This is a genomic window from Lactonifactor sp. BIOML-A5 (assembly GCF_009677585.1).
Lineage (GTDB): Bacteria > Bacillota > Clostridia > Lachnospirales > Lachnospiraceae > Lactonifactor.
Genome location: NZ_WKYV01000006.1, coordinates 202,659 through 229,140, shown reverse-complemented (window position 1 = coordinate 229,140; position 26,482 = coordinate 202,659). Strand labels below are relative to the sequence as shown.

General features: G+C 41.4%; 36 protein-coding genes and 3 tRNA genes. 32 read left to right on the top strand and 7 right to left on the bottom strand.

All coding sequences use genetic code 11. The features are described from left to right. Nucleotides 1-55 precede the first annotated feature (55 nt). From GKG41_RS06960 to GKG41_RS06945, 4 genes are read right to left on the bottom strand one after another with little or no spacing between them, the layout of a single operon-like run. A complete protein-coding gene (locus tag GKG41_RS06960; protein ID WP_154257809.1) occupies nucleotides 56-1,159 on the bottom strand; it encodes a site-specific integrase in 1,104 nt (367 codons plus the stop codon). 50 nt (nucleotides 1,160-1,209) lie between these two features. After that, nucleotides 1,210-1,368 carry a hypothetical protein gene (locus tag GKG41_RS06955; protein WP_154257808.1) on the bottom strand — a complete coding sequence of 53 codons (159 nt, stop codon included), beginning with the start codon at nucleotides 1,366-1,368 and terminating at the stop codon, nucleotides 1,210-1,212. A gap of 50 nt (nucleotides 1,369-1,418) precedes the next feature. Next, nucleotides 1,419-1,718: a hypothetical protein gene (locus GKG41_RS06950; protein ID WP_154257807.1), complete on the bottom strand. Its 300-nt coding sequence runs from the start codon at nucleotides 1,716-1,718 to the stop codon at nucleotides 1,419-1,421. Nucleotides 1,719-1,762: 44 nt separating this feature from the next. Next, nucleotides 1,763-2,404, bottom strand: coding sequence for a hypothetical protein (locus GKG41_RS06945; RefSeq protein ID WP_154257806.1), 642 nt, complete (start codon nucleotides 2,402-2,404; stop codon nucleotides 1,763-1,765). Nucleotides 2,405-2,552: 148 nt separating this feature from the next. Here GKG41_RS06945 and GKG41_RS23270 point away from each other — a divergent pair, with 148 nt between their 5' ends. From GKG41_RS23270 to GKG41_RS06930, 3 genes are all read left to right on the top strand, one after another. Further along, nucleotides 2,553-2,735 (top strand): AbrB/MazE/SpoVT family DNA-binding domain-containing protein, encoded by a 183-nt coding sequence (locus tag GKG41_RS23270; protein ID WP_194167094.1) that lies wholly within the window; start codon nucleotides 2,553-2,555, stop codon nucleotides 2,733-2,735. 80 nt (nucleotides 2,736-2,815) lie between these two features. Further along, entirely contained in the window at nucleotides 2,816-2,956 is a 141-nt protein-coding gene (locus tag GKG41_RS06935; RefSeq protein WP_154257805.1) for a protein phosphatase, read from the top strand. A 147-nt stretch (nucleotides 2,957-3,103) separates the two neighbouring features. Continuing rightward, complete coding sequence (locus tag GKG41_RS06930) at nucleotides 3,104-3,415, top strand: hypothetical protein (protein ID WP_154257804.1); 312 nt, start codon at nucleotides 3,104-3,106, stop codon at nucleotides 3,413-3,415. A 16-nt stretch (nucleotides 3,416-3,431) separates the two neighbouring features. On the opposite strand, the gene GKG41_RS23860 is transcribed toward GKG41_RS06930, so the two are convergent. The 3 genes from GKG41_RS23860 to GKG41_RS06910 all read right to left on the bottom strand — a co-directional run bounded on the left by GKG41_RS23860 (nucleotide 3,432) and on the right by GKG41_RS06910 (nucleotide 5,339). Beyond that, on the bottom strand, nucleotides 3,432-4,382 hold the full coding sequence (locus GKG41_RS23860; protein WP_347565843.1) for an N-acetylmuramoyl-L-alanine amidase: 951 nt from the start codon (nucleotides 4,380-4,382) through the stop codon (nucleotides 3,432-3,434). 285 nt (nucleotides 4,383-4,667) lie between these two features. Then, nucleotides 4,668-4,871, bottom strand: a complete 204-nt coding sequence (locus GKG41_RS23420; protein WP_243141044.1) for a hypothetical protein — start codon at nucleotides 4,869-4,871, stop codon at nucleotides 4,668-4,670. Between the two features lie 69 nt (nucleotides 4,872-4,940). Further along, complete coding sequence (locus GKG41_RS06910; RefSeq protein ID WP_243141045.1) at nucleotides 4,941-5,339, bottom strand: hypothetical protein; 399 nt, start codon at nucleotides 5,337-5,339, stop codon at nucleotides 4,941-4,943. Between the two features lie 186 nt (nucleotides 5,340-5,525). Here GKG41_RS06910 and GKG41_RS06905 point away from each other — a divergent pair, with 186 nt between their 5' ends. The 29 genes from GKG41_RS06905 (at nucleotide 5,526) to GKG41_RS06765 (ending at nucleotide 26,208) form a co-directional block, all read left to right on the top strand. Next, nucleotides 5,526-5,777 carry a helix-turn-helix domain-containing protein gene (locus GKG41_RS06905; protein ID WP_154257803.1) on the top strand — a complete coding sequence of 84 codons (252 nt, stop codon included), beginning with the start codon at nucleotides 5,526-5,528 and terminating at the stop codon, nucleotides 5,775-5,777. 37 nt (nucleotides 5,778-5,814) lie between these two features. Beyond that, the gene (locus tag GKG41_RS06900; RefSeq protein WP_154257802.1) at nucleotides 5,815-6,072 is read left to right on the top strand and encodes a type II toxin-antitoxin system RelE/ParE family toxin; all 258 of its coding nucleotides are present in this window, start codon (nucleotides 5,815-5,817) and stop codon (nucleotides 6,070-6,072) included. Nucleotides 6,073-6,104: 32 nt separating this feature from the next. Continuing rightward, nucleotides 6,105-6,317, top strand: a complete 213-nt coding sequence (locus GKG41_RS06895) for a hypothetical protein (RefSeq protein ID WP_072854961.1) — start codon at nucleotides 6,105-6,107, stop codon at nucleotides 6,315-6,317. A gap of 834 nt (nucleotides 6,318-7,151) precedes the next feature. Further along, the gene (locus GKG41_RS06890; protein WP_154257801.1) at nucleotides 7,152-7,730 is read left to right on the top strand and encodes a hypothetical protein; all 579 of its coding nucleotides are present in this window, start codon (nucleotides 7,152-7,154) and stop codon (nucleotides 7,728-7,730) included. Nucleotides 7,731-8,031: 301 nt separating this feature from the next. Continuing rightward, a complete protein-coding gene (locus GKG41_RS06885) occupies nucleotides 8,032-8,298 on the top strand; it encodes a hypothetical protein (protein WP_154257800.1) in 267 nt (88 codons plus the stop codon). Beyond that, nucleotides 8,280-8,513, top strand: coding sequence for a hypothetical protein (locus GKG41_RS06880; protein WP_154257799.1), 234 nt, complete (start codon nucleotides 8,280-8,282; stop codon nucleotides 8,511-8,513). The genes GKG41_RS06885 and GKG41_RS06880 overlap by 19 nt, the downstream gene beginning before the upstream one ends. Nucleotides 8,514-8,518: 5 nt before the next feature. Continuing rightward, nucleotides 8,519-8,683 carry a hypothetical protein gene (locus tag GKG41_RS06875; protein WP_154257798.1) on the top strand — a complete coding sequence of 55 codons (165 nt, stop codon included), beginning with the start codon at nucleotides 8,519-8,521 and terminating at the stop codon, nucleotides 8,681-8,683. 142 nt (nucleotides 8,684-8,825) lie between these two features. Continuing rightward, nucleotides 8,826-8,898, top strand: a tRNA-Phe gene (locus tag GKG41_RS06870). Between the two features lie 323 nt (nucleotides 8,899-9,221). After that, nucleotides 9,222-9,291 (top strand) — tRNA-OTHER (locus GKG41_RS06865). A gap of 76 nt (nucleotides 9,292-9,367) precedes the next feature. Then, nucleotides 9,368-9,439: transfer RNA gene (locus GKG41_RS06860), tRNA-Asn, on the top strand. A 153-nt stretch (nucleotides 9,440-9,592) separates the two neighbouring features. Next, nucleotides 9,593-10,903 (top strand): P-loop NTPase fold protein, encoded by a 1,311-nt coding sequence (locus GKG41_RS06855; protein ID WP_173015680.1) that lies wholly within the window; start codon nucleotides 9,593-9,595, stop codon nucleotides 10,901-10,903. Nucleotides 10,904-11,015: 112 nt separating this feature from the next. Continuing rightward, entirely contained in the window at nucleotides 11,016-11,222 is a 207-nt protein-coding gene (locus tag GKG41_RS06850) for a hypothetical protein (protein ID WP_154257796.1), read from the top strand. A 76-nt stretch (nucleotides 11,223-11,298) separates the two neighbouring features. Further along, complete coding sequence (locus GKG41_RS06845; protein WP_243141047.1) at nucleotides 11,299-13,002, top strand: hypothetical protein; 1,704 nt, start codon at nucleotides 11,299-11,301, stop codon at nucleotides 13,000-13,002. Nucleotides 13,003-13,021: 19 nt separating this feature from the next. Next, nucleotides 13,022-13,501 (top strand): helix-turn-helix domain-containing protein, encoded by a 480-nt coding sequence (locus GKG41_RS06840; RefSeq protein ID WP_154257795.1) that lies wholly within the window; start codon nucleotides 13,022-13,024, stop codon nucleotides 13,499-13,501. A gap of 110 nt (nucleotides 13,502-13,611) precedes the next feature. Continuing rightward, nucleotides 13,612-15,093, top strand: a complete 1,482-nt coding sequence (locus GKG41_RS06835; protein ID WP_347563376.1) for a phage portal protein — start codon at nucleotides 13,612-13,614, stop codon at nucleotides 15,091-15,093. 294 nt (nucleotides 15,094-15,387) lie between these two features. After that, on the top strand, nucleotides 15,388-15,957 hold the full coding sequence (locus GKG41_RS06830; protein ID WP_154257793.1) for a hypothetical protein: 570 nt from the start codon (nucleotides 15,388-15,390) through the stop codon (nucleotides 15,955-15,957). A 26-nt stretch (nucleotides 15,958-15,983) separates the two neighbouring features. Further along, complete coding sequence (locus GKG41_RS06825; RefSeq protein WP_154257792.1) at nucleotides 15,984-16,307, top strand: hypothetical protein; 324 nt, start codon at nucleotides 15,984-15,986, stop codon at nucleotides 16,305-16,307. Between the two features lie 20 nt (nucleotides 16,308-16,327). After that, nucleotides 16,328-17,410, top strand: a complete 1,083-nt coding sequence (locus GKG41_RS06820) for a major capsid protein (protein WP_154257791.1) — start codon at nucleotides 16,328-16,330, stop codon at nucleotides 17,408-17,410. 10 nt (nucleotides 17,411-17,420) lie between these two features. Then, a complete protein-coding gene (locus tag GKG41_RS06815; protein WP_154257790.1) occupies nucleotides 17,421-17,711 on the top strand; it encodes a hypothetical protein in 291 nt (96 codons plus the stop codon). A gap of 14 nt (nucleotides 17,712-17,725) precedes the next feature. Next, entirely contained in the window at nucleotides 17,726-18,037 is a 312-nt protein-coding gene (locus GKG41_RS06810; RefSeq protein WP_154257789.1) for a hypothetical protein, read from the top strand. Between the two features lie 106 nt (nucleotides 18,038-18,143). After that, nucleotides 18,144-18,539, top strand: coding sequence for a hypothetical protein (locus GKG41_RS06805; RefSeq protein ID WP_154257788.1), 396 nt, complete (start codon nucleotides 18,144-18,146; stop codon nucleotides 18,537-18,539). A gap of 1 nt (nucleotide 18,540) precedes the next feature. Then, nucleotides 18,541-18,705 carry a hypothetical protein gene (locus tag GKG41_RS06800; RefSeq protein WP_154257787.1) on the top strand — a complete coding sequence of 55 codons (165 nt, stop codon included), beginning with the start codon at nucleotides 18,541-18,543 and terminating at the stop codon, nucleotides 18,703-18,705. A 9-nt stretch (nucleotides 18,706-18,714) separates the two neighbouring features. After that, nucleotides 18,715-19,218: a hypothetical protein gene (locus tag GKG41_RS06795; RefSeq protein ID WP_154257786.1), complete on the top strand. Its 504-nt coding sequence runs from the start codon at nucleotides 18,715-18,717 to the stop codon at nucleotides 19,216-19,218. Further along, complete coding sequence (locus GKG41_RS06790) at nucleotides 19,211-19,585, top strand: hypothetical protein (protein WP_154257785.1); 375 nt, start codon at nucleotides 19,211-19,213, stop codon at nucleotides 19,583-19,585. The genes GKG41_RS06795 and GKG41_RS06790 overlap by 8 nt, the downstream gene beginning before the upstream one ends. Nucleotides 19,586-19,840: 255 nt before the next feature. Further along, a complete protein-coding gene (locus GKG41_RS06785; protein WP_154257784.1) occupies nucleotides 19,841-20,263 on the top strand; it encodes a phage tail tube protein in 423 nt (140 codons plus the stop codon). 116 nt (nucleotides 20,264-20,379) lie between these two features. Further along, on the top strand, nucleotides 20,380-20,718 hold the full coding sequence (locus GKG41_RS06780) for a hypothetical protein (RefSeq protein ID WP_154257783.1): 339 nt from the start codon (nucleotides 20,380-20,382) through the stop codon (nucleotides 20,716-20,718). A 50-nt stretch (nucleotides 20,719-20,768) separates the two neighbouring features. Then, complete coding sequence (locus GKG41_RS06775; RefSeq protein ID WP_154257782.1) at nucleotides 20,769-21,068, top strand: hypothetical protein; 300 nt, start codon at nucleotides 20,769-20,771, stop codon at nucleotides 21,066-21,068. A gap of 39 nt (nucleotides 21,069-21,107) precedes the next feature. Beyond that, nucleotides 21,108-25,400 carry a hypothetical protein gene (locus tag GKG41_RS06770; RefSeq protein ID WP_154257781.1) on the top strand — a complete coding sequence of 1,431 codons (4,293 nt, stop codon included), beginning with the start codon at nucleotides 21,108-21,110 and terminating at the stop codon, nucleotides 25,398-25,400. A gap of 85 nt (nucleotides 25,401-25,485) precedes the next feature. Beyond that, nucleotides 25,486-26,208 carry a zinc ribbon domain-containing protein gene (locus GKG41_RS06765; protein WP_154257780.1) on the top strand — a complete coding sequence of 241 codons (723 nt, stop codon included), beginning with the start codon at nucleotides 25,486-25,488 and terminating at the stop codon, nucleotides 26,206-26,208. Nucleotides 26,209-26,482 lie beyond the last annotated feature (274 nt).

Here is a 26,482-nt window from a genome sequence, read left to right as displayed (position 1 = left end):
GTTTTAGTATAAAAACGCTAATGTAAGCAATCATTCTCCCTTTATTCTGCAAAATCTATATGTTTTCCATCACATTTACCGCTGTGTCCTGTATTGTGGGGGTTATATGACTATATGTATCCATTGTTATTTGACAACTACTATGTCCAAGGCGCTCCTGAACTATTTTGGGATGTACGCCATGCGCAAGGAGTACAGAAGCATGCGTATGGCGCAAAGCATGAAAATCTCTAGGAGGTATTCCTACTTTCTCGCACATTTTTTTTAACTCCTTGGATACATTCCAGGGGACCCGATATTCCCTAGCTGTTCCAGGAAATACAAAGGTTTCATTCAGGCTGTTTTGTTTTAAATCAGTCAGAAATGCGACCAATTTACTATCAATATCTATCCTGCGCACGCCCGCAGGTGTTTTGGTAGTTTTAAGAATAGTTTTCGAGCATGCGCTACTGATTGCTCGTTGCACAGAAATGTATTTTTGTGCTAGATTAATGTCTGACCACTTAAGCGCATATACTTCTCCTCGTCTCATCCCTGTCCGAAAAGCAATAATTATTCCATTGCGTACCCAGTCAGGGCCATCAGCGGTAATTAGTAGTTTGTATTCGTCTTCCGAAAATGGCTTGATTTCTGCTCGGGGTGGCCTGGGATAGAAGATTTCTGCAGCAGGATTATAGCTTGTGTAGTGATAATTCATTGCATATTTTAGGCTCAATTGCAGTATTTTGTAGTAAATTCTTCCGGAAGATAGTGTAGAATATTTATTCTTTAAAAAAATAATATATTCATATACCATATCGGAAGTGATGTCGTCAATGTAAAAGCCTGCGAAGTAGTCTTTAACAAATGGTATGCACTTTTCGTATTCGTAGGCGGTAGATTCCATTATCTTGAATCTATGGTCATGAAACCATTCATCAATTAGTTGCGACACAAGCATTTTCTTAGTATGGAAACGACAGATTTCTTCGTTGGATTCTGGTGATGTATTTGTCTTTGAATCCGATGCCACATCTATTTCATCCTCTGACGCCGTATTTATTTTTTGTTCAAGTATTGGACTTGATTTTTGTTTCGGTATCGGGCTTGAATCATGAACCAAAACTGGTTCGCGTTGTAACACGCGCTTAAACATAAATTTCAAAGTTCGATTTTCCATTTTTACACATCTCCTTTTCGTTTTGATGAATGCCGGGGCGGGTTAGAATTCTACTTTTTAGTATGATTATGAAAAACCCCATCTCTTGTCTGTACTATCTGATATTGTTCGCTGTGGAGCCTCTCCCATTTCTCTCCGTTCTGTTTCTGTTCTTCCGTGCGGTTGTTATTCATTTCTTCAGTTAATAAGTCCATGATCCCTTTTTTCATACCTTCCTTCTTTCTCCCGGCTTTACCCGGCCGGGGCGGGTGGAATATTGTTAGCGCGATAACGTTTCGATAAGATCGGATTTTTCAATTTCGGTAAATTCGCCATTAGAATATTGTACGTATCTATATCCGCCGTTACTTCCCCTGTAGTCCTTCTGGCCGTATGCATACACGGCGCCTTCCACCGGATCACTAATATATAATTCTCCGGCTTCTCCTTTTCCGTAGGCTCCAGTGTATCCACCTATCTTCTGGGAAAAATCTATCTTCCCGTTTTTTCCAACAATTGCCACCCACGGATTACCGTAACGCCTTGCATTAAATTCTTCATATTTTTTGATTGTTTTCATTTTATATCCTTTCTGCCCTCGTAACCTCCGGGGCGGGCGAATGATCATTCCCAAATGTGTGATTCAGTAAATGCTGCCCGCTCTTTTTTCATATCATCAAGGACTTTTTTGTAATCCTCTCCGTTTATAATGCGTTCAAGACCTTTTTTTCCGATTGTTGCAAGCTCATAATTTGATCTGCGTGACTCTTTGTCTGCTATTAAGTAAGCATCCGCTACCGGGTATTTCTTTCTCAGCTCTGCTACTTCTGTAGATGGTTTTTTGACCGTCATGTAACTTCTTCCGGTATCCACCATTCTGTCGAAATCCGCGTGCCATTCAGCCCATGCATCCATGCAAGCTTCGATTTCGGAAAGACCTTCGATAGAGTCTATTTTATGCTGTCTTTCATTGGCTACTCTTTTTTCGTTCCTTATATAATCAAGGATCGCCTGCTTGTTTCCCTTGATCATCTTCAGGTCACCGGATGCCTGAGCTTTGTTAACGTCCATGACCCTGATCATCCCGTCTTCCCGCTCCTGAATCCTGTATGTTTCTACAAGCCTTTTGATTTCTTCTTTCATGATGACTCCTTCCTTGGCTTCTTTCCAAGCCATACGGAGGCAGATAGAAAAAATGTTTTTTAACTTCTGTTTTTTGATTTCCCATGCTCTTTTCATGATGTTGGATAAGTTATATTTTTTCATCTTTCTACCTCCTGTGTTTGTGTTTTCCTTACCTTGTAATTACATTATATATTATTGGTAACCAATAGTCAATAGTTTTTTTATTTATTATTGTTTTTGGTAACCAATGATGATACTATATAGGTAACCAATGACAGGAGGTGACAAGGTGGTAGAAAGAAATGTAATAATCGCAAAAGCTGGTGGCTCAGCAGGTAAAAATTCCGTTAACTACAAAATAAGTTTGCCGGCCGATATGATAAAGGAGATCGGGGTCACACAGGATGACAAAAGTGTGTTGGTATCCTGTGTAAATGGAAAAATAATAATAGAAAAGAAGAAAAGCAATTGACATTGGTTACCAATAATAGTATAATATAAGTAAGTTAAGAGATTAACTTAATACCGGGCAAGCGGAGAAGGGAGGGCCACATGGACGAAGAAATGAATACTAGTGAACTGCTGGTGGAAATCACCGAAGAAAACCAAACAAGGAAAATTCTTGAAATCCTCAACGAGTGCGAAACCCTTGAGGAAGCGAAAGAAAAAATAAAAGCCTTACTTAAAAAGTAAGACAAGGAGTTTACCAGAGGAGGGCGGGCTTGCCACCGCTCCTCCGACATAAAATAATATGATACGTTATTTTAACCCACATTCCCTGACAGGGATGACTTATACTTATATTATAAACTAAAATCGGAAAATGTAAAGGGGCAAAATATGAAAACAAAATCAATCGGGATGAAGCTCAGAAGAGTTAGAACATACGAAACACAGGAACGTGTATTATCAGAATGGGTAGATAACTGGGAAGATGACCAGCTGGAAACCATCAAAAAGTTAAGAGCCGCTGCCACCAGAGATGACCACTCTGAGATCATGCACATGATCCAGCAATTGGAAGGATTATCCGTGAAGCGCCTGGGCGCACTGCGGAATGTGGTAAAAACCGTTTCTGACCCAGAACGGCAGCTAAAGAAAATGGAAGACGTTGAAAGCAGACGGGAGGAAGAGAATAGCCCAGGGAGATAATCCCCGGGCTTTCTTCTTATACTAACGCACCTCTGCCGTTTGTGGTGCCCATATGGCCCTCAGACGTAAAATAAAATAGTTCATTTCCAATCTTTAGCAGTTCATTACAGGCCATAGCTCCGCTGCTCTTGAGATAATACCAGCTTTTCCCCAGCAGCACCCAGCCCGTTTTCATCAAACCTGCGGCATCGAAGTAGTACCATGTGCCACCTATCTTTTCCCAGCCAGATTTTGTATAGCTGCCATCTGCGTGCCTGTACCACCAGCGTCCGCCCTGCTGTATCCACTGAGGCTTTGCGTTCAGCAGTTCATCAATCTTCGCCAGTGTCTTGATACCTGCCATACCATCAGCCGCCAACCCGGTAGCTTTCTGCAGTTTTTCAACCGCCGCCGCCGTCTTTTTTCCGTAGATCCCGTCAGCCGTACCACAGTTATATCCCAGGGTGTTCAGGTCTTTTTGGAGCTGCTTTACCTCTTCCCCGCTATCCCCTATCTGCATGTAATTACGCCCGGCAGAGCTTATCAGGCTTTTAAACTCCGTCCAGGTGTGCTTTGTGGTGTTATAGACATAAGGATTAGGGCAAATCTTCCCGGTAACATCATAATGCCGAAGTACATGATCTGCCGGCACATTGTATTTCTGCATCAGATGTTTGGTCAGTTCCGCCGCCGCCCAGACAGTCGCATCCTCAAAATACCAGTCTTTTGATGTATCAGTCTGGCTGCCTTTATTCCTTACGCACAGCTCAATGCCGATGGAATTCGCATTCCTACATTCAGGGTGTTTATAGCCGCTTTTTGTACCGCAGTGCCAGGCTATATTTGCATCCTCTACGCTCTGCCAGATATCCCCATTGTAATCTATAAAATAGTGTGCGGACGCTCCCCGGTCCCCGCCGGCAAAATACTGACAGTTGGCCTTTGCCCCGCCGACGGCACCGACGTAGTGTATTACTATATATTTAATCCGGTTAATATTGCCGGAGTTATGATTCTGTTGTTAAAAAAGTAATGACTTATATAATGAGTTTAATCTAAAAACAAAAAATTTAGAAAAAGAATATGATTCAAAACTTATAAACTTGGGAAATGAATATAACGATAAAGAAAAAATCCTTGAAAAGAAATACAGTGATAAGCAGTCAAAGTTGAATGTGGAAATTTGTAATTTGCGAACTGAATATAATTCAGTCAAACGTGAACTTGAGTCTTTAACCGCCGAAGTTATTATTAAACACTATGATTTTTCTGATTATGACGGTTTAGCATCAGAAGAATGCAAAAATAAACTAACACTATTAAAAAACGAAGAGAAAGATTTAATTAAAAATAATAATGCTCTGTCAATTACCTCTAATGGATCCCCGCCGTTGTCCGGGTGATTGGCCTTTAATAGGGCTTTGTATTGGCTTTTTAAATCTTCAAAACTAGACACATTCCTAAAATATTTTTTCATGATCATTTCCTCCGTTCATTTTTTGAGTTGTAATCCGGCGTTTCCCGGCCGGGACGGGTGTGATAATATTTAAGCAGCTAACGCCACATTCTCTGTTAATACTTCAATGACCATTGCATCTGCAATTATGAGTTCATTTTCGTCATTTCCGTATTCCATTCGGTCCCCTCCGATAACGATCGCTTCTCCAAAATATACGCTGGATTCCCTAAGTGCCTTTTCGAGTTTATCTTGAATTTCTTCCGGCTCATCCCATCCTAAGTCTATCCTCGTATCATACGCACATGTTCCAGGAAGCTCTACGGGGGATTCGGTATCATAAGTACTACAGTCTACTACGTAATCCCAATCATAGGAGTTTCTGCAGCAGTCACCTTTTTGGTAGCTTTCATCATTCGACATGTGGCGGATCCCGATAAAGGTATACCCACTGTTAATTATTTCATCGACTAATTTCTGCATATTCATTTTTGCTTCCCCCTTTCTTTATCTTGATTACATTATACACTAAAATTTAATGTATATCAAGATAAAATACACTAAAATTTAATGTATATAAAGAGGGCGTTTTGTGCATAGTGTACACTTGATTAAAATGTATATGGATGATATACTAAAATAAAGTATGGATATGGCTACGGAGAGGATAATGCGATGATAAAGTATAAAAGAGATATTATAAAAATGCTGAGCGATAAGGGTATTACAACCTATCAAATACGTAAAAATAAGATATTCACCGAGTCTCAACTTATGCAATTGCGGAATAATAAGCTTGTCACGCAAGAAACGCTGGACAAACTTTGCACATTGTTGGAGTGTCAGCCTGGTTTTTTGTTAGAGTACGAATCAGATGAAGACATGAAAAAATTTGAAGAAATGATATTGAAATACATTAAAAAATAGTGTATAATAAAGGCATCAATACAAAGGAGATACCGGGATGCAGATAGAGTATAGCAAGGCGGCGGCAAAGGCTATAAAGGCCATGGATAAACCCACAAAGCAACGAATCAAAGCGGGTATAGAGGGCCTAACAGAGAAACCGCCAAAGGGAGATATCAAAGTGATGCAAGGCTACACTGACTGCCGCCATCGTCTGAGGGTGGGGAAATATAGAGTGATATACCAATATCGTAAAAACGACGTCGAGATACTACATATCATGGACATAGGGAGCCGAGGGGATATCTATAAATGATATCTCTGGGATAAGAAAGGAGTGTATTTAAGATGAGCGGAGCAGTAAAAGAGGCAACAAAGTTACTTGAGATATTGCCAGAGCAGGATCAGGACTTTGCGCTTGAGTTTATAAAAAAATTAGTCCTTGCCTGGGATCCGGATTTTACAAAGGTAACGCCGGAGGAAGCGGCAAGGCTGAGAGAGGCAGAAAATGATATAAAACATCATAGGACCGTATCTCATGATGATATTGATTGGGATTGATTTGATTGGGGCTTATTGATATAGAATGATAATAAAATTTGATTTACTGGGGCTTGCAAATGTAGGCCCTTTTTTGTGTTCGTATCTATAAAATTGCGTAACTATGTGATACAGTTAGCAGTTCTGTAACTGTACAAATAGCTGTTGTAAGTGTATCAAAAACTAGTTCAAAACTAGTTCACGAGTATTTTTGAGGGTAAGATGTATTTAAGTAAATGCTTCCTTTCTTATCTCAAATCCTACAAAATAGCATCCGTAAGTGTATCATTGATACAGTTACAAGCCTGTTTGTACAGTTTCAAAATACTAAACTGTACATGTCTAGATTCAGTGTTTATGCTGGTTTAAGGAAAGTTTTATTATAAATGATACACTTGTACTAAATAATAATTTATAGGTATACACATGTGCGCGTACGCGTGCGCACGTATACCCTACATCCAAAAAACTAGTACAACCGTATCAGCTTGTAATATCAGGCTGTAGGTAATGGCTATACCGGTAAGTACTGGCTCCAGTAATTTTTTGGACCGCCAGGGCAGTGATGCGGGGGATTGTGTTCTTTCTGGTGGGAGTTTTTCTGCCAGGAAATTTCTTCTTGCATTTTTGGAGATACAGATATATAATACAGTCAAGTAATTTAGATATATCAAACCCGGTAAGTTGCCGGTGTTATAGTTTAATAAATTAAATCCGGAATACATGAGCCGGAGACACAATTCAATACATTAAATCCGGCCAGATCCCGCCGGTGTGAGAATGAGTTCGGGAGACTCCAGTTAATAGCTGGGGTCTCTTTTTTAGTTTACGGGGGATGCACAGGGAGGTGAGAGAGTGGAGAAGAAAGATATTGAGCAGGCAGGAAAGGAAGTTGTTAAGCGCAAGAGCAATGGGAAAAATAGCCCTGTCATAGGCGGAAATGGGATAGCGCCAATAAACGCCGAAGAAAACGCTTTATTCTGCCAGTATGCCCTTGATATGTTCCACGCACCTTCTGTCGATCTAAGCAATCCGGATGCGGTAGCGGATGCAATAGATGGATACTTTAAATACTGTGTGGATCGTGGACTTCGCCCTGGAAATCTGGGATTGTATGCCGCTCTGGGGCTTTCCAAGCAGGATGTAAGTAATGCAATTAATGGATATAGCAAAAAGTTAAGCTCATCAACCATAGACCTCATCAAAAAAGCGAAGCAGGCTTTATCCACATATCGGGAGCTTCTGGGCAGTCAAGGCAAGCTCAATCCAGTTACCCTGATATTCTGGCAAAAAAACTATGATGGACTTAAGGACCAGCAGGATATTGTACTTACACCAAACACGGGGCTGGACCAGGAGCACACACCAGAGGAAATCGGGGCCAAAGTACTTGATGACATCCCTATTGACGATGACAACATAGACACAATTTAACAATATTATCTGACAATATGTATGACAATACATTAACTATACAAGGTGCACAAATATAAAAATTAGATATGTGCATAATGTATAGCAATCTATTCCGAAAACAAGTGTTTAGCGAATAGATTATACAATACATATAATTGCCATACAATTGATGTGGACCTACCCCGGGGGTCTGTGGGATGTATGGACGTGGCCTACTTACCCCACTTACCATGCCGAAAAATAAAAAAGGCCTTCGCTAAGGGGACTAAAATTTTCCCCAAAAAACAAAAAGGCCGATTATAGCAGGAGGTATTATCCAGTGACAGAAAAAGAATATGAATCCCATAGAACTATCGTCAATAGATATGAGGCTGTAAAATCTGAGTACAACTCATTGATTTTAGAAAAAGAGAAAATCCAAAATGACAGATTCGGCGTGATCATTGGCGGATATTCTACCACAGATAGTCCAAGAAAATTTGATTACCGTAAAAATATACAGCAAGCGCTTTTGAATTTTTGTGACAGCCAGATTGAGTTAGCCAAGGCCGCCATGGAGGAGCTGCAGTGGGAGGTACAGAAGTGAAGCAAGGAGAGGTAATATCGTCTATAAAAGTAATTAGAGAGGAACTGTTAACCCATAAAGATTTATACGCCGGGTTTCTCGCCAGTATTGAATCCGCACTGCATGAAGCGCGGCCATATACCTTAGAGCATGAACATACCGAAAGCTGCCAGCAATGTACTTCGGCACATGACTTGGCCATGAGTATTTTAGATAGGATTATTGGGGAGGAGTAGTTAAAATGTATGTATTTGGAAATATTGTAGCTACTGTGGACCTTCTGTTGTTATTTCTTTTCTCTGGTGTAGGAATTCTTTCCAGGCCGCATGAAAAAGAGCTGAAGCTGGCCTGTGGATTTATTTCCAGTATCGTTCTGGTGAATTTGTTGTCTATTGTATGCAGGTGATAGGATGCGTTGGTGGGTATTACGTATAAATCTGTGATACATCTGTTGCCTATAGTGATTTGAGGAAGCTGCCGGGGTATATACCCTGTAGCCGTATGAGTGTCTATTGTATAGCGGTATGGGCAGGTGAACTACTCAATCCGGGAAGCAATCTAATCTGGTGAAAACATTGGACTGAAAATCCAAAGAGGCAGGGTCGGAACCTGCGCTTCCCATTTGCTGGCGGCCTGCATTACTATATGTGAGTTGTTGGCATAATTACCTTTGTTGCGGCTGGTGGGAGTCTGTAGGTTCTGGTAATAGTCTGGAATCCCCCAATATCACACCAGAACATAATTTATCATTTGGAGTTACCGTTTATGGCGAAGCGGGTTCTGACAAGGCAGCGTAAGCTCTGCTGCATTACTGCTTATGGCCCCTGGAGACACCGACGATGCCTGCGGAGTTCCGAGTAACCATTAATATCCCTTAATAATTCCCTTTTAATAGCAGACAAAAGAACCGCAACAGTGAATGGTTAACTTGGGCCATTCACTTAGGGGGTATAGCTCAATTGTAGAGCGGCGGTTTTAATCCGCATGATTCCGGTTCAAATCCGGATACCCCGATTATTGGAGTAAAGTACAGTGGAGGTGTAATTGTGGCAGATATATAGCAAATTACTAGTATGTAAGCTCCAAATATTGGCGTATAGCTCAATGGAAGAGCATCCGGCTGTTAACCGGAATGTTGCAGGTTCAAGCCCTGCTATGCCAGTTTCGGACGGAAAGTGAGCCGGGGAACCGATATCACTTGTCCATGTTCCGGGTTTAAGTCCCGGCTGTCCGTTTTGTACGTTGGTAATTGAATATTGATGGTTGGAATTTTATGGTGTATTATTTATTCATAAGATCAATATGGGGGATACTTATGAAAAAAGATAGCTTAAAAAAATTAGAATTAGAAGCCACACAAGAGATTGTTATTCAAACTTTTATTAATGATGATGTTAGAAGAAACGATGCGTTGTTAAATTTTATTGAGATATTAGATAAAATAGATGGCAGCGTGATGATATCGCTTGATGCTGAATGGGGAGCGGGAAAAACTTTTTTTGTGAAGCAAATTGAGCTACTTTTAAATTATTATAGACATTGTTCATTTGGTGAAGAGACGATATCAGATTTGGATACAGCAGTGAATCAGAAACAGAGGTTTCGTTCATTGGAAATGAAAAATACTTTTATTCCAATATATTTTGATGCTTGGATGCATGATGACCATGAAAATCCTATGATATCTCTATTATATTCTATAATTGAGCAGGGATACGTAAAGGAAAAGTTTGTAAATCAACGCAGTCTTAGGAAAGGGTTTGCTGATGTGTTGAGTGGCTTAACAATTGGCAATGTAAATATTGATTTAGATAAAATGATAGATTCTCCTAATGATTTCTTCAGTGCAGTAAAATCAACTGAAAGTATTAAAAAATCATTAGAGAATGTTTTTGATGAGATAATTACAGAGCATTGCCAAAAGCTTTTAGTAATTGTTGATGAACTTGATAGGTGTAGGCCTGATTATGCGGTGAGGATATTGGAAAAAACGAAACATTTAATTAACGATCAAAGAGTTATGTTTTTATTCTCCATAAATAAAACACAATTAATTCATACTATAAAGAAATTTTATGGAGACTCCTTTAATGCTTCAGCTTATTTAAATAGGTTTTTTGATTTCGAGTTTAATTTAGAAAGAATAGATACTGATTTGTATCTAGATTACTTGGATGCTCAGAGACAAGGACATTTATATTCACAAAAGTTGATTAGTGAAATGTGTACATATTATAGAATGACTATGCGTGAATTTAATATATATTATCAAAAGATGCAATATATTGAGGGCAAGATAGGACAGGATGGATTTAGTGAAATCAGTTTTATTACGCGCTTATTTGCCTCCATAATTTGGGCGCTAAAAATTCGGAATGATGAAAAAGCACAGAAATTTATTAATGGTGATTTGCAAGAAGAATTGATAAATATATTTAAAAAAGTACATATTTATAATGTTTATGTTTGTAGATACATTGCTAAAGAGGATTATGATGAATTAGAAGCTTTATGTGCGCTTTATGATTTTATGTTTTCATCAAGCGCATCCGATTCATTTAAAACCAATACTATAGAAATAGATGCTTATCACAGAAAAGAATTTTTTAGAATTTTGTGGATATAAATCTATTATTACCAACCATCAATATTCGATGGTTGGTTTTTTATTGTGGAAAATGGAGTTGCTAATGATAATTGACTAAGAAATAATAGATTGTGATGATAGGAGTATTACAATGAAAACAGAATATATTTTTTCTCCTGGCCAAGAGGCACGTTTACACTGCATTGATGAAACCATAGATATGTTACTACGTGAAAAAGCAAAGATTTACGAATCCGCATCAGTGAAGTATATTCTTAATGGCGAAGAATGTGCCATGGTAAACCGACTTATGTCACATGGAAATTGTTTATTAGAAAATTCCTATAAGCGTATTTAGTCCAAATAACAAACAGCAACACCGGCTATCAATCAGAGATAGTCGCTAACCTGCAACAGTTAAAGGAAGTGGCAATATGACAGATTTAAAGAAACACCTGCAGATTATTCGTGCGCTACATAAGAGGGACCTCAACCAATATGACAACCTCTCAATGCTCATGGATATGGTGCTGGCGGTCAAAGATGAAGATATTGAGCTGGCAAAGGATGAGGCGCAGTTCGTCAAACGGAAAGCAGCAATCGGCACTAGAGGCAAGGCGGAGGTCAAACGATTTGCGGACCTGTACTGGAAGTCCATGCTGTTTTTGGCGCAGAACCGAGATCTAGACTCATATTTGCTATATCTAGAAAAGGACCGGGATCCGGAAGAACGCTTTTATCTTCCTCGGCGCGAACAGTTTCGTCAGCACGGCATCGTACAGGCCCTGCAGAAACTTATTGATGATGAGATTGATATTTTATCTATATCTTGCCCGCCAGGTATCGGGAAGACAACTCTTGCCGAGATGTTCTTATCCGGTTGGATAGGATGGAATCCGGATTTATGTAACCTGTTTTCTTCTCATTCCGGTCATGTTACCCGGATGGTTTATGACGTAATCTGCAATATCATTGGTGTAGGCTTGAAACCTGGGCAGGTAGCTGAGTATTGCTGGCGGGACATTTTCCCGGATGTTCAGATTGAGAACGTCAATGCCAAAGAAGAAACAATTAATCTCGGCAAGTTCAAACCATTTAAGTCTATAACGTTCCGTGCGCTTGGAGCCTCCCAAACTGGTGTTACCCGTGCTGAAGGATTGCTTTACTGCGATGACTTGTGCTCAGGAATTGAGGAAGCTTTGTCTAAAATTCGCCTGGATAAGCTTTGGACCAAATACAGTACTGACCTAAAGACCCGTAAAAAGCAGGGGAAGAAAGGCAAAAAGTGTAAGGAACTCCATATCGCAACCCGGTGGTCCGTATGGGATGTAATTGGGCGTATACAGAATATTTATCGCGGGAACGACAGGTGCGTTTTTATATCAGTGCCCGATATTGACCCAGAGACTCATAAAAGCAACTGGAATTTCAAGTACGGTGTTGGATTCGATGAAGACTATTTCGAGGACATTGAGCAATCCCTGGATGATATTACATATAAGTGTCTGTACAAGAATGAACCAGTGGAGCGTGAGGGGATTCTTTATGAACCTGATAAGCTGCGGCGGTACTATGGTGTGCTGCCAGATAAAGAACCGGATGCGATTCTGGCGATTCTTGACCCGAAGGGAACTGGAACGGATTACAATGCCCTTGGTGTGTTCTACCAATATGGTCAGGATTACTACTTGCATGACTGCGTATTCCAGAATATTGACCCATATAAACTGGATGACTTGAACGCCGATTGCCTCGTAAGGAATAATACCCAGATTTGCCAGATTGAGTCAAACAAAGAGGGCGTGCGTACCGGAGATGTAATTCAGGCGAAAGTAAAAGAGCGTGGCGGGCGTTGTAGCATTGATAAAAAATACACCTCAACCAATAAGGAAACCCGAATCATTGTCAATAGCCCATGGGTTATAGAGCATGTTATCTTCCGGGCGCCCAAGACACCGGAGAATCCAGATGGATATGAAGTAAAGTCTGATTATGGACAGATGATGAGCTGGGTGTGTGTGTACAGCCAGTTAGTGAGAAACCCGCATGATGACGGACCGGATATGTTGGCGATGCTGGCGGTTCGAGAGAGCGGAGGATATACCGCAAAAGCGGAGCCAATGCAGAGACCATGTTGATTTAGGAGGAATACGGGATATGATTTTAACCAGAGAATTTTTTGCAAACTATAAGTACCTTGGTAGCATGATTAAATCTATGGAGCGCAGGCTTCGGTATTTTGAAAATCATCCTCTTGTATCAGAGCATGGCGTAGTCAATGGTTCTATGAAAATGTTTCCGTATGCAGCGTGTCATTTTGTTGTTTCCGGAGCGAGTGTAAAATCAAAAGAGGAGCGAGAAACCATGATTCGCCAGCTAATGGTGGATTTGGAAGGAAACAGGATACTATATGAGGATATGAAATTGGATATAGAGAGATTCATATTCGATAATCCAGGTTTAACCCTGGAAGAACAGACAATATTTCGATTGAAATACATTGAAAATTGGTCTCTTGAAAAAATCGGATATGAACTGGGTTATGACAAGAGTGTCATTTCCAGAAAAATAGATGCTGTGTTGGATAAAACAGGTAATAACAGTAATCTTGGAGAAATTTTTTCTATGTTGGGTTAATTTGCAACACATGCAACTTTTTGAAATGGTATTATGGTATTAGTGAAAAGTATGTACGGCACCGGCAAAACGCTGGTGCTATTTTCGTTCAGAAAGGCGGTGAAACCAGTGTGATATACCATAAAAACAGAGAATCCTTTTTAGATGTATGCCACGGGGTGTTTGGAAGAAAGGTCATAAAGTCTCACGTAAAGGAAATCAATGCAGCCAATGTGGTGCAGGAACTTGGCAAGGCACTGGTTGTCCATTGGCAGAATCGCCGCGAGATTGACTACCTTTATCACTATATGAACGGGAATCAGCCCATCCTTTATAGGGAAAAGCAGGTAAGGCCAGAAATCAAAAATAACGTGGTAGAAAACCATGCTTTGGAGATTGTACGATTTATGATGGCCCAGAGCTTTGGTGAGCCTGTCCAATACGTAAGCGTTGACAAGGACGAGGCAAAAACGCAGGAAATCGACAAACTTAATAAAATGATGAAATCCATTGATAAGCCCTATTATGACATCCAGATAGGGGAGTGGCAGAGTAATGTCGGAACTGCGTATCGGTATAATTGGAGCAATGCAATGGCAAATATTGGCCTTGGCGAGTGTCCCGTCGGAATTGATACGCCTGACCCACGATACAATTTCGTTGTGTATTCCTCGGAGTTTGGCAGCAGGCCGTTAATGTCTGTTACTCAGGCAAAGGATGATATGAATGAAAATGTATACTATTGCAGCACTCCGAAGCAGGTTTATTACATAAAAAATAGTAAGATAATCCCTGAAAAATCCGCTCCCAATGGATATGGCCGCATTATGCTGGTGGAGTTTCCAAATAATGTGAGGCGCTTGTCTGACATTGAAATAGTAATCACTATGCTGGATGCTGTCAACGGGATGCAGTCTAACCGGATGGATGGCATAGACCAGTTCGTGCAGGCCTTCATGAAATTTGTAAATTGCGAGATTAATGAAGATGATTTCCTTCGTATGTGCCAGTTGGGTGCAATTAAGATTAAATCCCAGCAGGGCGTTCAGGCTGATGTGGATATGATTTCCAATGAGCTGAATCAGGAGCAGACGCAGGTTGCTAAGGATGATTTGTATAAAAACATACTTATTATCGAAGGTATGCCAAATCGTGAACAAAATACCGGCGGAGATACCGGACAGGCCGTATATCTACGGAATGGTTGGGATTTTGCGGAGCAGCGAGCAAAGATTGATGAGCCGGTCATTATCAAATCAGAGAAAGAGGCGCTGAAAAATGTGCTGATGATCCTCAGGACGAAACAGCTTATCAGTTCAGGCTTGAAAATTAACGATATCGATGTGAAAATTACCCGGAACAAGACAGATAATATGTTGGTTAAAGCGCAGGCCCTGATTTATCTTCTGGAGAAAGGTATACATCCCAAGATTGCCATTAAGACCTGCGACCTCTGGGGAGACCCGGAAAAGGTTTATGTCCAGTCAAAGCCTTATCTGGATGCTCTTTATAAGACCGCCCAAGAGATGCAAGCCGAAGAGGAAAGGAAGTCTGCACAATCGTTAGAACTTTTAAAGACTCAGTCTAAAAATCCGCCGAAAGGTGGTGAGTAGATGATTGAAGTTCGATGCAAGGGAAAAGGCTGTAGCCTGCTTCTTGGGGAGTTTTCAGGAAGGGGCCGAATAAAATGCCGAAAGTGTGGAGGAATTAACACCTTTGATACAGAAACCGGTGAGCATAATTTTGAATCCGGTAAAAGACACACAGATTTAAGTGAAAGAACAACGAGTAGCGGAGTAGTTTTTCGTTAACGTTGTTTATATTTTTGCATGTCCGAGCGTAAGAGGATAGGAACTATGCGGAGCGCACCGTGTTAAAAAAGTGTATGTTCTGGAAAGGAAGAAGCAATGACAAGAGAGGATATTAAAAATCAGTTCCCGGACGCTACCGAGGAACAGATTACGGCAATTTTGAACATCAACGGGGATGATGTAAAGGCATGGAAAGACAAAGTTCCAAAGAAGGCTGACTTTGAAGAACTAACAAGAAAGGCTGCGGAGTATGACAAACTTCAGGAGGCAGACCTTACCGATGCGGAAAAAATCCAAAAGGCTCTACAGGATGCCGAGAGTGCAAAAACAGATTATGCGAAAAAGTCAAACAGACTGGATGCAGAAAAAATCCTTGTTGCTGCCGGGCTGACAGAGGAGGATTACAAAGACCTCATTGATGGTATTATTTCTGATGATGCAGATAAAACAAAGTCCATGGCAACTGGACTTGCAACCATGGTAACGAAGCAGAAAGAAGCTGCAATTCAAAAGACCAAAGAGGAGTTAATGGATGGTACTCCAGCTCCTAGCGGCGGTTCCGGTGGCGCGGAGGAAAAATCAGAGGATGTAAAATTTGCAGAAGAAGTAGCTGGTACGTTTTCTGCTTCAGAAGAAGCTTCAAAATCAGTTTTTGAAATCTATTAATGTGCGAGTAAAAGGAGGATAACATAATGAAATTTACACAGAAAGAATATGGAAGCCCTATTGAAATCTTGAAATTTAACGATTTTAAAGGAGAGGCCTGTATGGTTTCCGATTCTGGAGTCGTTGCAGATAGCAATGGAAAGAAAATTGTTAAGGCAGGCACCCCGCACCCGGCAAATGATGCCACCTGTAAAGGGATTTTGCTTCATGATGTGGATGTTACATATGGAGAAGCGCCGGGAACCAGAATTTTTGAAGGCTCTATTGATAACAAGAAACTTGCGAAAAATAGCGTTACTGTTTCAGCGGAAGCAAAGTCTGCCCTGCCAAGAGTAACGTTTTTTGATTAAGACAAAGGAGGTCTAATACTATGGCATTACCATTAAAAGAAGCATTTACAGCAAGAGCGATCGGAGTTCTGTGGGATGCATATAAACAGACTATGGGTATCGCACCTTATTTGGGAAGCGGCTTTTTCCCGGCGTCCAAGTCTCCTACAATGGACCTGAAATGGTTTAAAGGATCTAAAGGACTGCCGGTTTCCCTGACACCATCCAATTTTGATGCGCTGGCAACCGTCAGAGACAGAATTGGATTCAAAGAGATGGAAACTGAGATGCCGTTCTTTCGCGAATCCTATCTGGTTAAGGAAAAAGATGCCCAGGATTATGAGAATATGATGAATGCAGCGGACCCGGCTATTGCGCAGGAGCTGTTAAGACAGATTGCGCTGGGGCCGATGGATTTAATCCAGGGCGCTGATGTGGTTCCTGAGAGAATGATTTGGCAGTTGCTCTGTCCAGTGGATGGTTCACCTAAAATTGCAATTTCAGCGAATAATGTGGACTATGATTACAACTACGACGTCGATGGTTCCTACAAGTCAAAGAACTTTATGGAATTGTTAGAAGGAAGTAAGTGGGACAACCCAGAAACATGCGATCCCTTTGAGGATTTGAAGGCTGCTAAAAAGTCTATGAAAAAGCGTGGGAAAAGTATAACTTTGGCAGTGATGAATGATAATACCTGGAACAAGCTTGTGAAGAGCAAAAAGGTACATGACTATATCATAGCGAAAGCATCCACTTCTCCCGTGTTTATTGAAGAATCTGATATCAGGAGATTCATCCGCGAAAGTGAGGATTTGAGGTTGGAGATTATGGTATATGATAAACTCTTTATAGGTGACTCCGGTGCAGAAAAGACCTTCATCCCTGATGGCATGGTGGCGCTCCTCCCTGGAAAGACTGCTCTTGGCAGCACAAAATATGGCAAAACACCAGAAGAAAGAAGCGGTGATGCAAGCATTGGCAATCTGTCCATTGTTAATACTGGTGTGGCTATCTATACCTATACCACACCGCATCCAATCGTAACCCAGTGTATAGTGTCTGAAATCGTGCTTCCAACCTATGAGCGCATGGATGACACATTTGCTATCAAAGCATATTAAGGGGTTAGGCATGAAATTTGACCATACAGTAAAATATAAGGGTGAATATTATCCAGCGGGGACTGAAATCCCCGAACTGGATATGAATGTGACAGAAAGTGAGATGGAGCCCACTGACCTGAATATGAATGAACCCGGAGATGAGACGGAGATCACTGACCTGGATATGTGTAAAGCAGAAGTAGGGACAAAAACCTCTGAATCGGATGCGGTGGATGGAATGACAGAAGATGTACCAAAAGAAGCTCCGCCAGAAAAGGCTCCGGTTAAACGCGGGAGAAAACCAGTAGCAGGCAAATAAAGGAGGTGTGAGGAGTGGATAAAGAAAGCATCATTGAAAATCTCATAATATATTTAGGAGAAAGTGACAAGAGGATTATCTCACTCCTTGTTGACTTGGCGTGTCAGAATGTTGTGAACCGGAGGTATCCTTTTGGGTATGAAGAAGAGCAGGAGCAGGCTGCAATTGCCCAGTATTCCAATGTGGTGTTTCGGGCTGTAGTATATGCTTATAATATGCAGGGAGCCGAGGGGCAGAGCAATCACAGCGAGAATGGTATCTCTCGGACGTTTATTGATGAGGACAAACTCTATACGGAGATTGTGCCAATGTGTGGAGTGCTGTAGGCTCTATATTGTGTTTTGACGCAATAACCTATTTATATATGGAGAAACTCTTGTACGACGTTGTTTATTGCGTGTACGCTCAATATTCTGAATTATGGAGGTATATATGCGTTCATTAAAACGAAACGAGCAGCCTTTCTGGTATGCTCAATACAAAGACAGGGTTCCGATATTGGACAGTGACGGGTACGAAACTGGCGACTACGAGACGGGCTATTCAGCACCCGTCTCTTTTTATGCCAATATTTCCGCCGGACGTGGAGATGCGCAGAACGAGGTGTTTGGGAAAGAACTGGATTTCACAAGGACGATATCCACCACCGACATGACTTGCCCCATCAATGAACATAGTCTCATTTGGATTGAGACAGAGCCGGTATTGAAACCAGATGGTACCGCAGACCCGGATAGCGCTGATTATACAGTGGCGACAAAGCCTGCGAGAAGTTTGAACTCTATTATGGTTGCCATTAAATGGCGGCAGAAGAATGGAGGTATATAAAGTGAACAAGAAACCAGATATTGAGTTTAGATGCGAAAAATGCGGAAGTCCACAGCCAAAGAATGACAAGAAATCAAATGAAAATTACGATGTGTTTGACTGTAATCAAGTATGTGAATGTGGAGGTAAATTCTGTATGTACATGATTGGCCACAAGATTGGTTAGGTAATACTGATGGTTAAGAAAATCAGTTTTGGCTTATCAACCAGGGAAATTAAGGCTGCCAAGAAGCAGCTCCGTGACTACCAAAAGGAAATTACCCAGAAATGTGAAGAGCTGGTTCACCGTCTTGCTGACGAGGGAGTGATTCTGGCAAAAGTCAAACTCACACAGTTCCCTGCCATTGATTCAGGTGAGCTTCTCAACAGTATCATGGATGAGCCGGGGGCAGTGCTGACCAATGGGGCAAGATGGATTATTTACACTGGATGCGAGTATGCCGCTTTCGTAGAGTGGGGATTTGGCCTGCGCGGCGAACAAAATCCACACCCGGACCCATCCTTAGCAAATTGGAAATACGATATCAACGGGCATGGCTCCGCGGGATGGTGGTACTTCAAAAATGGTGAGTGGCATTGGTCTGGAGGGCAGCCATCTAAGCCGTTTATGTTTGAAACTGGCCGTGATTTACGCAATTTAGTTCCAAAGCTGGCAAAGGAGGTGTTTGGAAGTGCTTGATGTATTTAATAGAATATTTACCACCGTAAAGAAAGCAATCTCCGAAAAATGCCCTAACGCTGGAACTTCCACCGATGGTAGCCCACCAGCCTTCCCCTATACCGGATTTAAGCAGTTGGAAAACTCTTCTGCGGCCGACGACCTGGAGAACAATGAAAATGCTGTGACCTCCACAATAGAGATTACAGCCTATTCTAACAAGAATCTCACAGAAGCTAAGAGTATTGCAGCACTGGCAGCAGATGCCATGAGAGAACTTGGATATAGGCGTACAGGGCCATTTACGCCGGGTAATGCGGCAGATACCAACATTTATCGGGTGATATACCGATACAGCCGGGTGATTGGAGCGGGAGAAGAGATATAAATATGCAGCGCAACCAAAGAGCTTAACGGCTCTTTTTTTCGTGGCTTTTTAGTCAGAAAGGTTGGTAGTCCGATATCTCCCAGCTATGGGTAAAATAGTGGGGAATTAAAATAAGACTGTAAGTACCGGCTATGAATTGCCATAGTCGCTGACCGCAGATATTTAGCGGTAGATACAAATAAACCAAGAATACCGGTTGTGGATTTGGCACAGCCGCTGACCTGTAACAGCTACAGGTAGAAAGGATGATAAATTATGGCAGGCGGAAGAAGTACTATTAATACCATTTTAGAAACAAGTGCAAATGGGACTACCTGGGAAAAGCTCTGTAAAATCAAATCTTATCCGGCTTTAGGCGGATCACCGGAGCAGCTGGAGACTACTGATTTGGAAGATGAGACACAGACCTATGTTCCCGGGGTACAGTCAATGGAAGCAATGGAATTTACGGCAAACTATGAGCTGGAGGCTTATTTAGCTGTAAAGACCAAGGCAAATACGGATTTGCATTATCGGGTAAGTATGGGAAAAGAGGGTGTAGATGGTGTGGCTACATGGCAGGGGCAGCACTCCGTTTACATCAATGAAGGAGAGGTAAACGGAGTACGTGAGATGACAATTTCGGTTTCTCCATCAACTAAAATTGATGTAGCGGCACCGGCAGGAGCGGGATCATGAAATGCAACGGGAGATACTTGGCAGTATTTCCCGTTTTTAGTTTATTAGAAGACTGTTAAAAGTCAATTTCCCTGCGGAGTGGGAATTGATATTAGCTTGTTAAAAGGAGATTGAGTATGGCAAATATAAAAATTAATCAAAAAAATTATACTGTCCACCAGTTGGGCTTTAGAGATATGGTAGCTATGGAAGATATGGGTTTCTCTGTCATTGAGCTATTTCAAAAGCAAAAGATTTTTTCTTTGGCAGTTGCTTTTGTTGGTGTTGTCGCAGATTGTGATAGGAGTGAAGCAGAGGAGTTATGTCAGCAGCATATTCTTGGCGGGGGAAATGTCCTTGAGATTTACGAAGCTTTTTCGAAAGCGGTTGACGAATCAGCTTTTTTCAAAAAACTCCTTGGGCCGGGCCAGGAGAAAACGAAGAAGAATGTGAAACAACCCGAACAGGAAGAATAACAGATTTAAATAAATACAGTACGTATTCTCAAATTATATATGATGTTTGGTTGCCCGTAGCCATTAAATACGGGATTCCTTACGACACGTTTTGGAAAATAAACCCTAAAATACTGAAAATGTATCAGGATGCAAAAACAGAGGAAGTAGAAATGCGTAGCAAGGTTACTGACTATACTGCATGGCTAAATGGTGTTTACGTGGCAAAGGCAATAGCAAGCTGCTTTCCTAAAGGGGCTAAGTATCCTGATAAGCCGTTTGGAACAGAAACAAAAGAAGTATCACCTGAAGACGAATTCAAATTATTCATAGAAGTGTTCAATAGCAGATTCGAAAAATGCAATAATTAGAGCGCCCATGAGCGCCATAATGGAAAGTGTGGTGAAATCATGGGTACGCAAATAGATAGATTAGAAATTGAGATTGAGGCACAGGCTCAAAAGGCTAACCAGCAGTTGGAAGGGCTGTCTAGAAAATTAGACAAGGTATCCGAAGCATTAGGAAAATTGGATAATAGTGGGTTAGGTACGCTTGTGAGGGGCATTGATTCCTTAAAAAAATCAGTATCTGGCACTAAAGATCTTAAGGCTTCTGATTTCAGCAAACTGGCCAGGAATATTGAAAAGCTTGGAAATGTTGATGCTTCGAAACTACAAAAAGTCGGTAATGCCCTGAAGTATCTTTCAATAGCCGTTAAGGAGCTGGACGGAAAAAATATCTCCATCAAAATCAACGATGGAGACTTTAAGAAGATGGCCCAGACAGGAAAAAAGGCGTCACTATCAGCAGATGAATTAGCAGAAAAATTTAAATATGCCGGAAAAATAGATTTGTCGGAGGCCGGAGTATCAGATCTTGAGAATCTTAAAAAGGCAGCTGTTGAACTAGAGAAACAGTTAGATAAACTTTTTGCTAAAGAGGAAAAAACTATTGCAACCTCAGAGGGCGCCCCATCTGGGAAAGCTTGGGAAAACCTTCAGTATGATATTAACGCCGCAGTCAATAAGCTTGATATTTACCGGGCCAAAATTGCAGAGTTGGAGTCAATCAAGGAGACGCAAAGAAGTGCTTTCCCTATCTATCGAGGAGAACCTGATGTGACCGCAGATGAGTGGTCACGAACTGCATCTGTAGCACCGGATTCCATGAAATATAATGCGGATGCTATGCGCATGGTATTTGGGCAGGCAGCTGAAAACATAGAAAGATGGGACGATGCCGTAAAGCAATTCGGCGTCAACGCATCTGCAGTACTTAATAATCTTTCTGACATACCAGTGAGCCTGGATTTATCCACATATGAAGGTCAGATACGTAAGCTAAAGGCAGACCTAGGTGAAATGCGTTCTAAAGGGCTTGGAGCAGGCAATTCCCAGTATGATGAAAAGTATCTTGAACTTGAGAAGGTGCTGCAGAAGCAAAAAGAATATAAAAAATACATGGCAGAACTGGCGAAGCTATCCAACATGTCAGCAGATGCGATAGGAGGAGAAGGGAAAAGCGCTGGCCTCACGGCAGATGAGATGGAAGCACTGGCCAGAAAAAAGAGCAGAGCGTCCAGGAGTAATCGGGAATTAGCCAAAGAGGCAGAGAAAACAACCAGGAGCCTTATAAGAGAAGGGAATGCAGGTAGTGGGATATTTGGCCTTTTTGGTAAATCAAAGGGGCAGTCCAGAAAGTTAGGCAGCTTTTTCTCTGACTTATCTAAGGGACTTTCCGACTTAGGTAAAAAATCTAAAAAGTCAGGCAACAGGGCCATGAATGGCCTAAGTATCGGGCGTATGGTTGGAATGTCTGTGCTGTATTCTACTGTGTTTAGGATGATCTCCACAATAAACGAAGGATTTGTCACCGGAATGCAGAACCTGGCACAATATTCTGACCGGACCAACCGAAGTATCTCTTCTTTGATGTCAGCCATGACGCAGCTGAAAAATAGCTTTGCTACGGCATTTGCGCCAATTTTGGATGTGGTAGCTCCGCATTTGGTGACGTTTATCAATTTGATTTCCCGGGCCGTTACATATGTGGGTATGTTTTTTGCAGCCTTGTCTGGGAGGTCAAGCTTCACAAAAGCAATCCCGGTTACAGAAGATTATGCGGCCAGCCTGGACAAAACGTCTGACAGCGCAGATAAAGCCAACGAATCTACAAAGGAACTTGAGAAAACTCTCCTTGGATTTGACGAGATAAATAAACTAAGTGACAATACGGATCGTGGTACTTCCGGCAGCGGTAGCTCTGATGGGTACACACCGCCATCTCCATCAGAGATGTTTGAAGAAGTGCCGATTGATAAGGAGATTTTGAAGTGGGCTGACAAATTCAGAGAAGCCTTAGAAAGTATCCGGAAAACTGCAGAACCGACAACGGCGGCATTAAAGAAATTATATAACCAGGGGCTAAAGAAACTTGGGAATTTTTCTGTCAGAGCTTTAAATGACCTCTGGCATAATTACCTAAAACCCATGGGTAAATGGATGCTGGCTGATAACTCCGGACTTCCGAGGTTTTTTAATATAACAAATGACCTGCTAAATGAAATAAACTGGGGACGTCTTAATAGGGTGTTGGCAAAATTCTTCACAATGCTGCAGAAACCTACGAAATTTACCTGGAATGCCCTGATGGACTTCTATGAGTATTTTTTGAAACCAGTAGCTGTATGGACTATGGGGGAAGGAATTCTCCAGCTGGTAGATGCGCTGACCGATTTCGGAAATAAAATCCAATGGGAGAAACTAAACAATTCTCTCGCGAGGTTATGGGATGCCTTAGCTCCATTTGCCAAGTCGGTAGGCCAGGGGCTTGTTAATTTCTTCAAAGATTTACTTTCTGTTGGCGCTGATTTTATTAATAAAGTCGTGCCGGGCGGGTTAAATTCGTTGGCTGATGCTCTCAAAAAAATCAACCCTGAGACGGCCGAGCGCATAGGATACGCCCTGGGAGAATTATTCACCGCTTTTCTTGCATTTAAAGGATTAACATGGTTTGGGTCTATCTTCGGTGACGGCGGAGCAATTGGTAAGGGATTTTCATTATTGGCAGCGCACCCATTCGGAGCAATAGCATTAGGGATTAGCGGCATTGTACTGGCACTGGATGCCTTCGGCGTGATTGACGTTGATTGGGATTGGCTGTGGTCTAAAATATCCCAGATGAAAGATATACTGATGGAATTCGTGTCAAAGGTAGATTGGGAGAAGCTTGTACAATCCATCGGTAACTTATTTGAGGCGCTGGCACCATTCGTAAAAGGATTTGCGGACGGATTCCTGGATTTCTTTGATTTTATGCTGAATGAGATAGGAGCGCCGCTTCTGAATTCGCTTGCAGATATAATCGGTGCGTTGGCGGATGCTTTAAAGAAGATGGATCCTGATGAATTGGAAGCCATAGGAAAGGCTATTGGGACGATTGCGGCTTCTATTGCGGCGATTAAGATTTCAAGTTCATTGATAACTGGGTTAGCTGGACTTTTTTCCGGATTAAGTAAAGTTAAAACAGTACTTAGCGGGGCCGGATTCGGAGCGGCAGTTACAGGTGCCGCCACAGCGAATGGAGCAGCAGGCGGTGTCGCTACAGGTACTGGCTGGATGACTTCTTTCGGCGCATTTATGACAAGTACAGCTCCAACTTTAGTGTTTGCACTGGCAGGGCTTGCGGAAACCATTAATGTTACGCAGACTGCGGCTGATAGAACAAATTATGGTGTGCTTTTAGAAGCTCTCACAGCGCTTAAAGATAAAGGAGATATTACTCAGGAAGATTTTGAGTATTTGTATAAGACCTTGTCCAATGCCCAATGGCAGGCCCCTTTTGAGGACGGGATGGTCTATTTGCGGGATGCATTACAAAAATCCGGAGTATCATCCGAAGAATTTGAGTCGACACTATCTGGTGTAATGGATAGGCTAAAGATAAGTGCTCCAAATCAGGCTAAGATAATTGGAGCTGGTATAGGGGATGGTACAGCTGAAGGAATTGAGTCGAGTAAAAATAAAGTTGAAAATGCATCCAAGGGCATAGTAGATAGAATAAAGGACCTATTTACAAGTAAAAGTGATGGATTTGATATTCATAGCCCATCAAAATATATGTATGGCATAGGGACAAATCTTGTTAATGGCCTAAATAATGCGTTAGGCGATAAGTGGGGTACAATTGATAGTAAGTTATCAAAATTAATTGGACATACATCAAAATCCATTAATGATTCACTGCGTGATATAGGAACAATGGGCAAGGATGCGATTTCTAATTTAAAAAGTGCCTTTACTAATTTGCATATACCATTACCACATTTGCAAATCAACTGGCGAAATCTTACATTAGGTACAAGCAGCTTCTCAATTCCTTCATTTGGAATTAGCTGGTATGCAAAAGGGGGATTTCCGAATACCGGAGAGCTTTTTATGGCGCGTGAAAATGGTATTAATGAGATGGTTGGCCGTATGGGTAACCGCTCCGCTGTTGCTAATAACGATCAGATAGTTGATGGCATAGCCGCCGGCGTTGGTCCGGCTGTTTATAATGCAGTGGTGGCGGCCATGGATAATTATGACGGAAGTCAGCTACCAGAGGTCAATATCTATGTTGGCGGCAAAAAAGTAACGGATGTGGTTATAGAAGAGGTAAATAAAAGAACTAAATCAACGGGAAGGTGTCCTATAATCATCTAACACCCTAGAACTTTCTGATGTTTACTGCATTCTTTTTATTTGATATAATTATGATAGTAAATATTTTATTAGAGGGGGCGGAGATATGGCATTGATAAGGTGTCCGGAGTGTGGTAAAGAAGTGAGTAATAGAGCGTCAATATGTCCTCACTGTGGGTTTCCTATAAAAGAATTAGACCGTGGACAAATAAATTTGGATGCGAACGAAGATGAAATGATATTATGTCCATTTTGTGGGACTGAAAACACTCTAGGGGTATCTGCATGTAAATTTTGTGGTGCTCCATATAGTTCAGATTGGATTCTGAAACCGAGAATGCTTTCTCCTGAGGAAATTCCGCAGATGTTTGAGTGCTATAAGTGCAATAGAAATATTCCAGAAGGAATAGATAAGTGCCCATTCTGCGGATACTCATATGGAAGTTTGAAAAATAAAATTCCATCTGATATATTCACCAAAAAGCCCACCAAAAATAAAATTGGAGATAGCAATGGAGAACAAGCAACCAATCAGGACCTTAAAAGTCGTTCGCCTAATAGCAATGCGTCGTGGATGGTGAATTCACTACGTTGCCCAAGATGCGGTAGCAATAATGTAAATCTATTGAAGAGCGATGTAAACATGGAAAAGGAATACGAAGTTGTTGGCGGGCAAATTAAAGAGAAAAAAAGAGAAAAAACATCGGCTGGTAAAATGATTCTAGGATTTGCTACATTAGGAATGTCAGTTCCGTTTACTGGGCTAAGGCATAAAAAGCATAACAAATATAATTGTTTAGAATGTGGTTATTGTTGGGAAGGAAAGTGATTTACATAAAGCATCCCATGTATGCAGGATAAATTGTAACGAGAATTAAAATGTTAAGTTATAACTGTAGAATTATAGTAAAATTACACAAAAATATGATATAAAGTTGTGCGATTTTGCTGTGTCAGCCCTTATGTGGGCTGTGGATTGAAATTTGAGCGCTGTAGTTCATTTGATCAACAGCGGTGGTGTCAGCCTCATGTGGGGGCTGCGGATTGAAATGGAGGGAAGTGGAAAAATATCATGGATGGTATCAGGTGTCAGCCCCTTATGT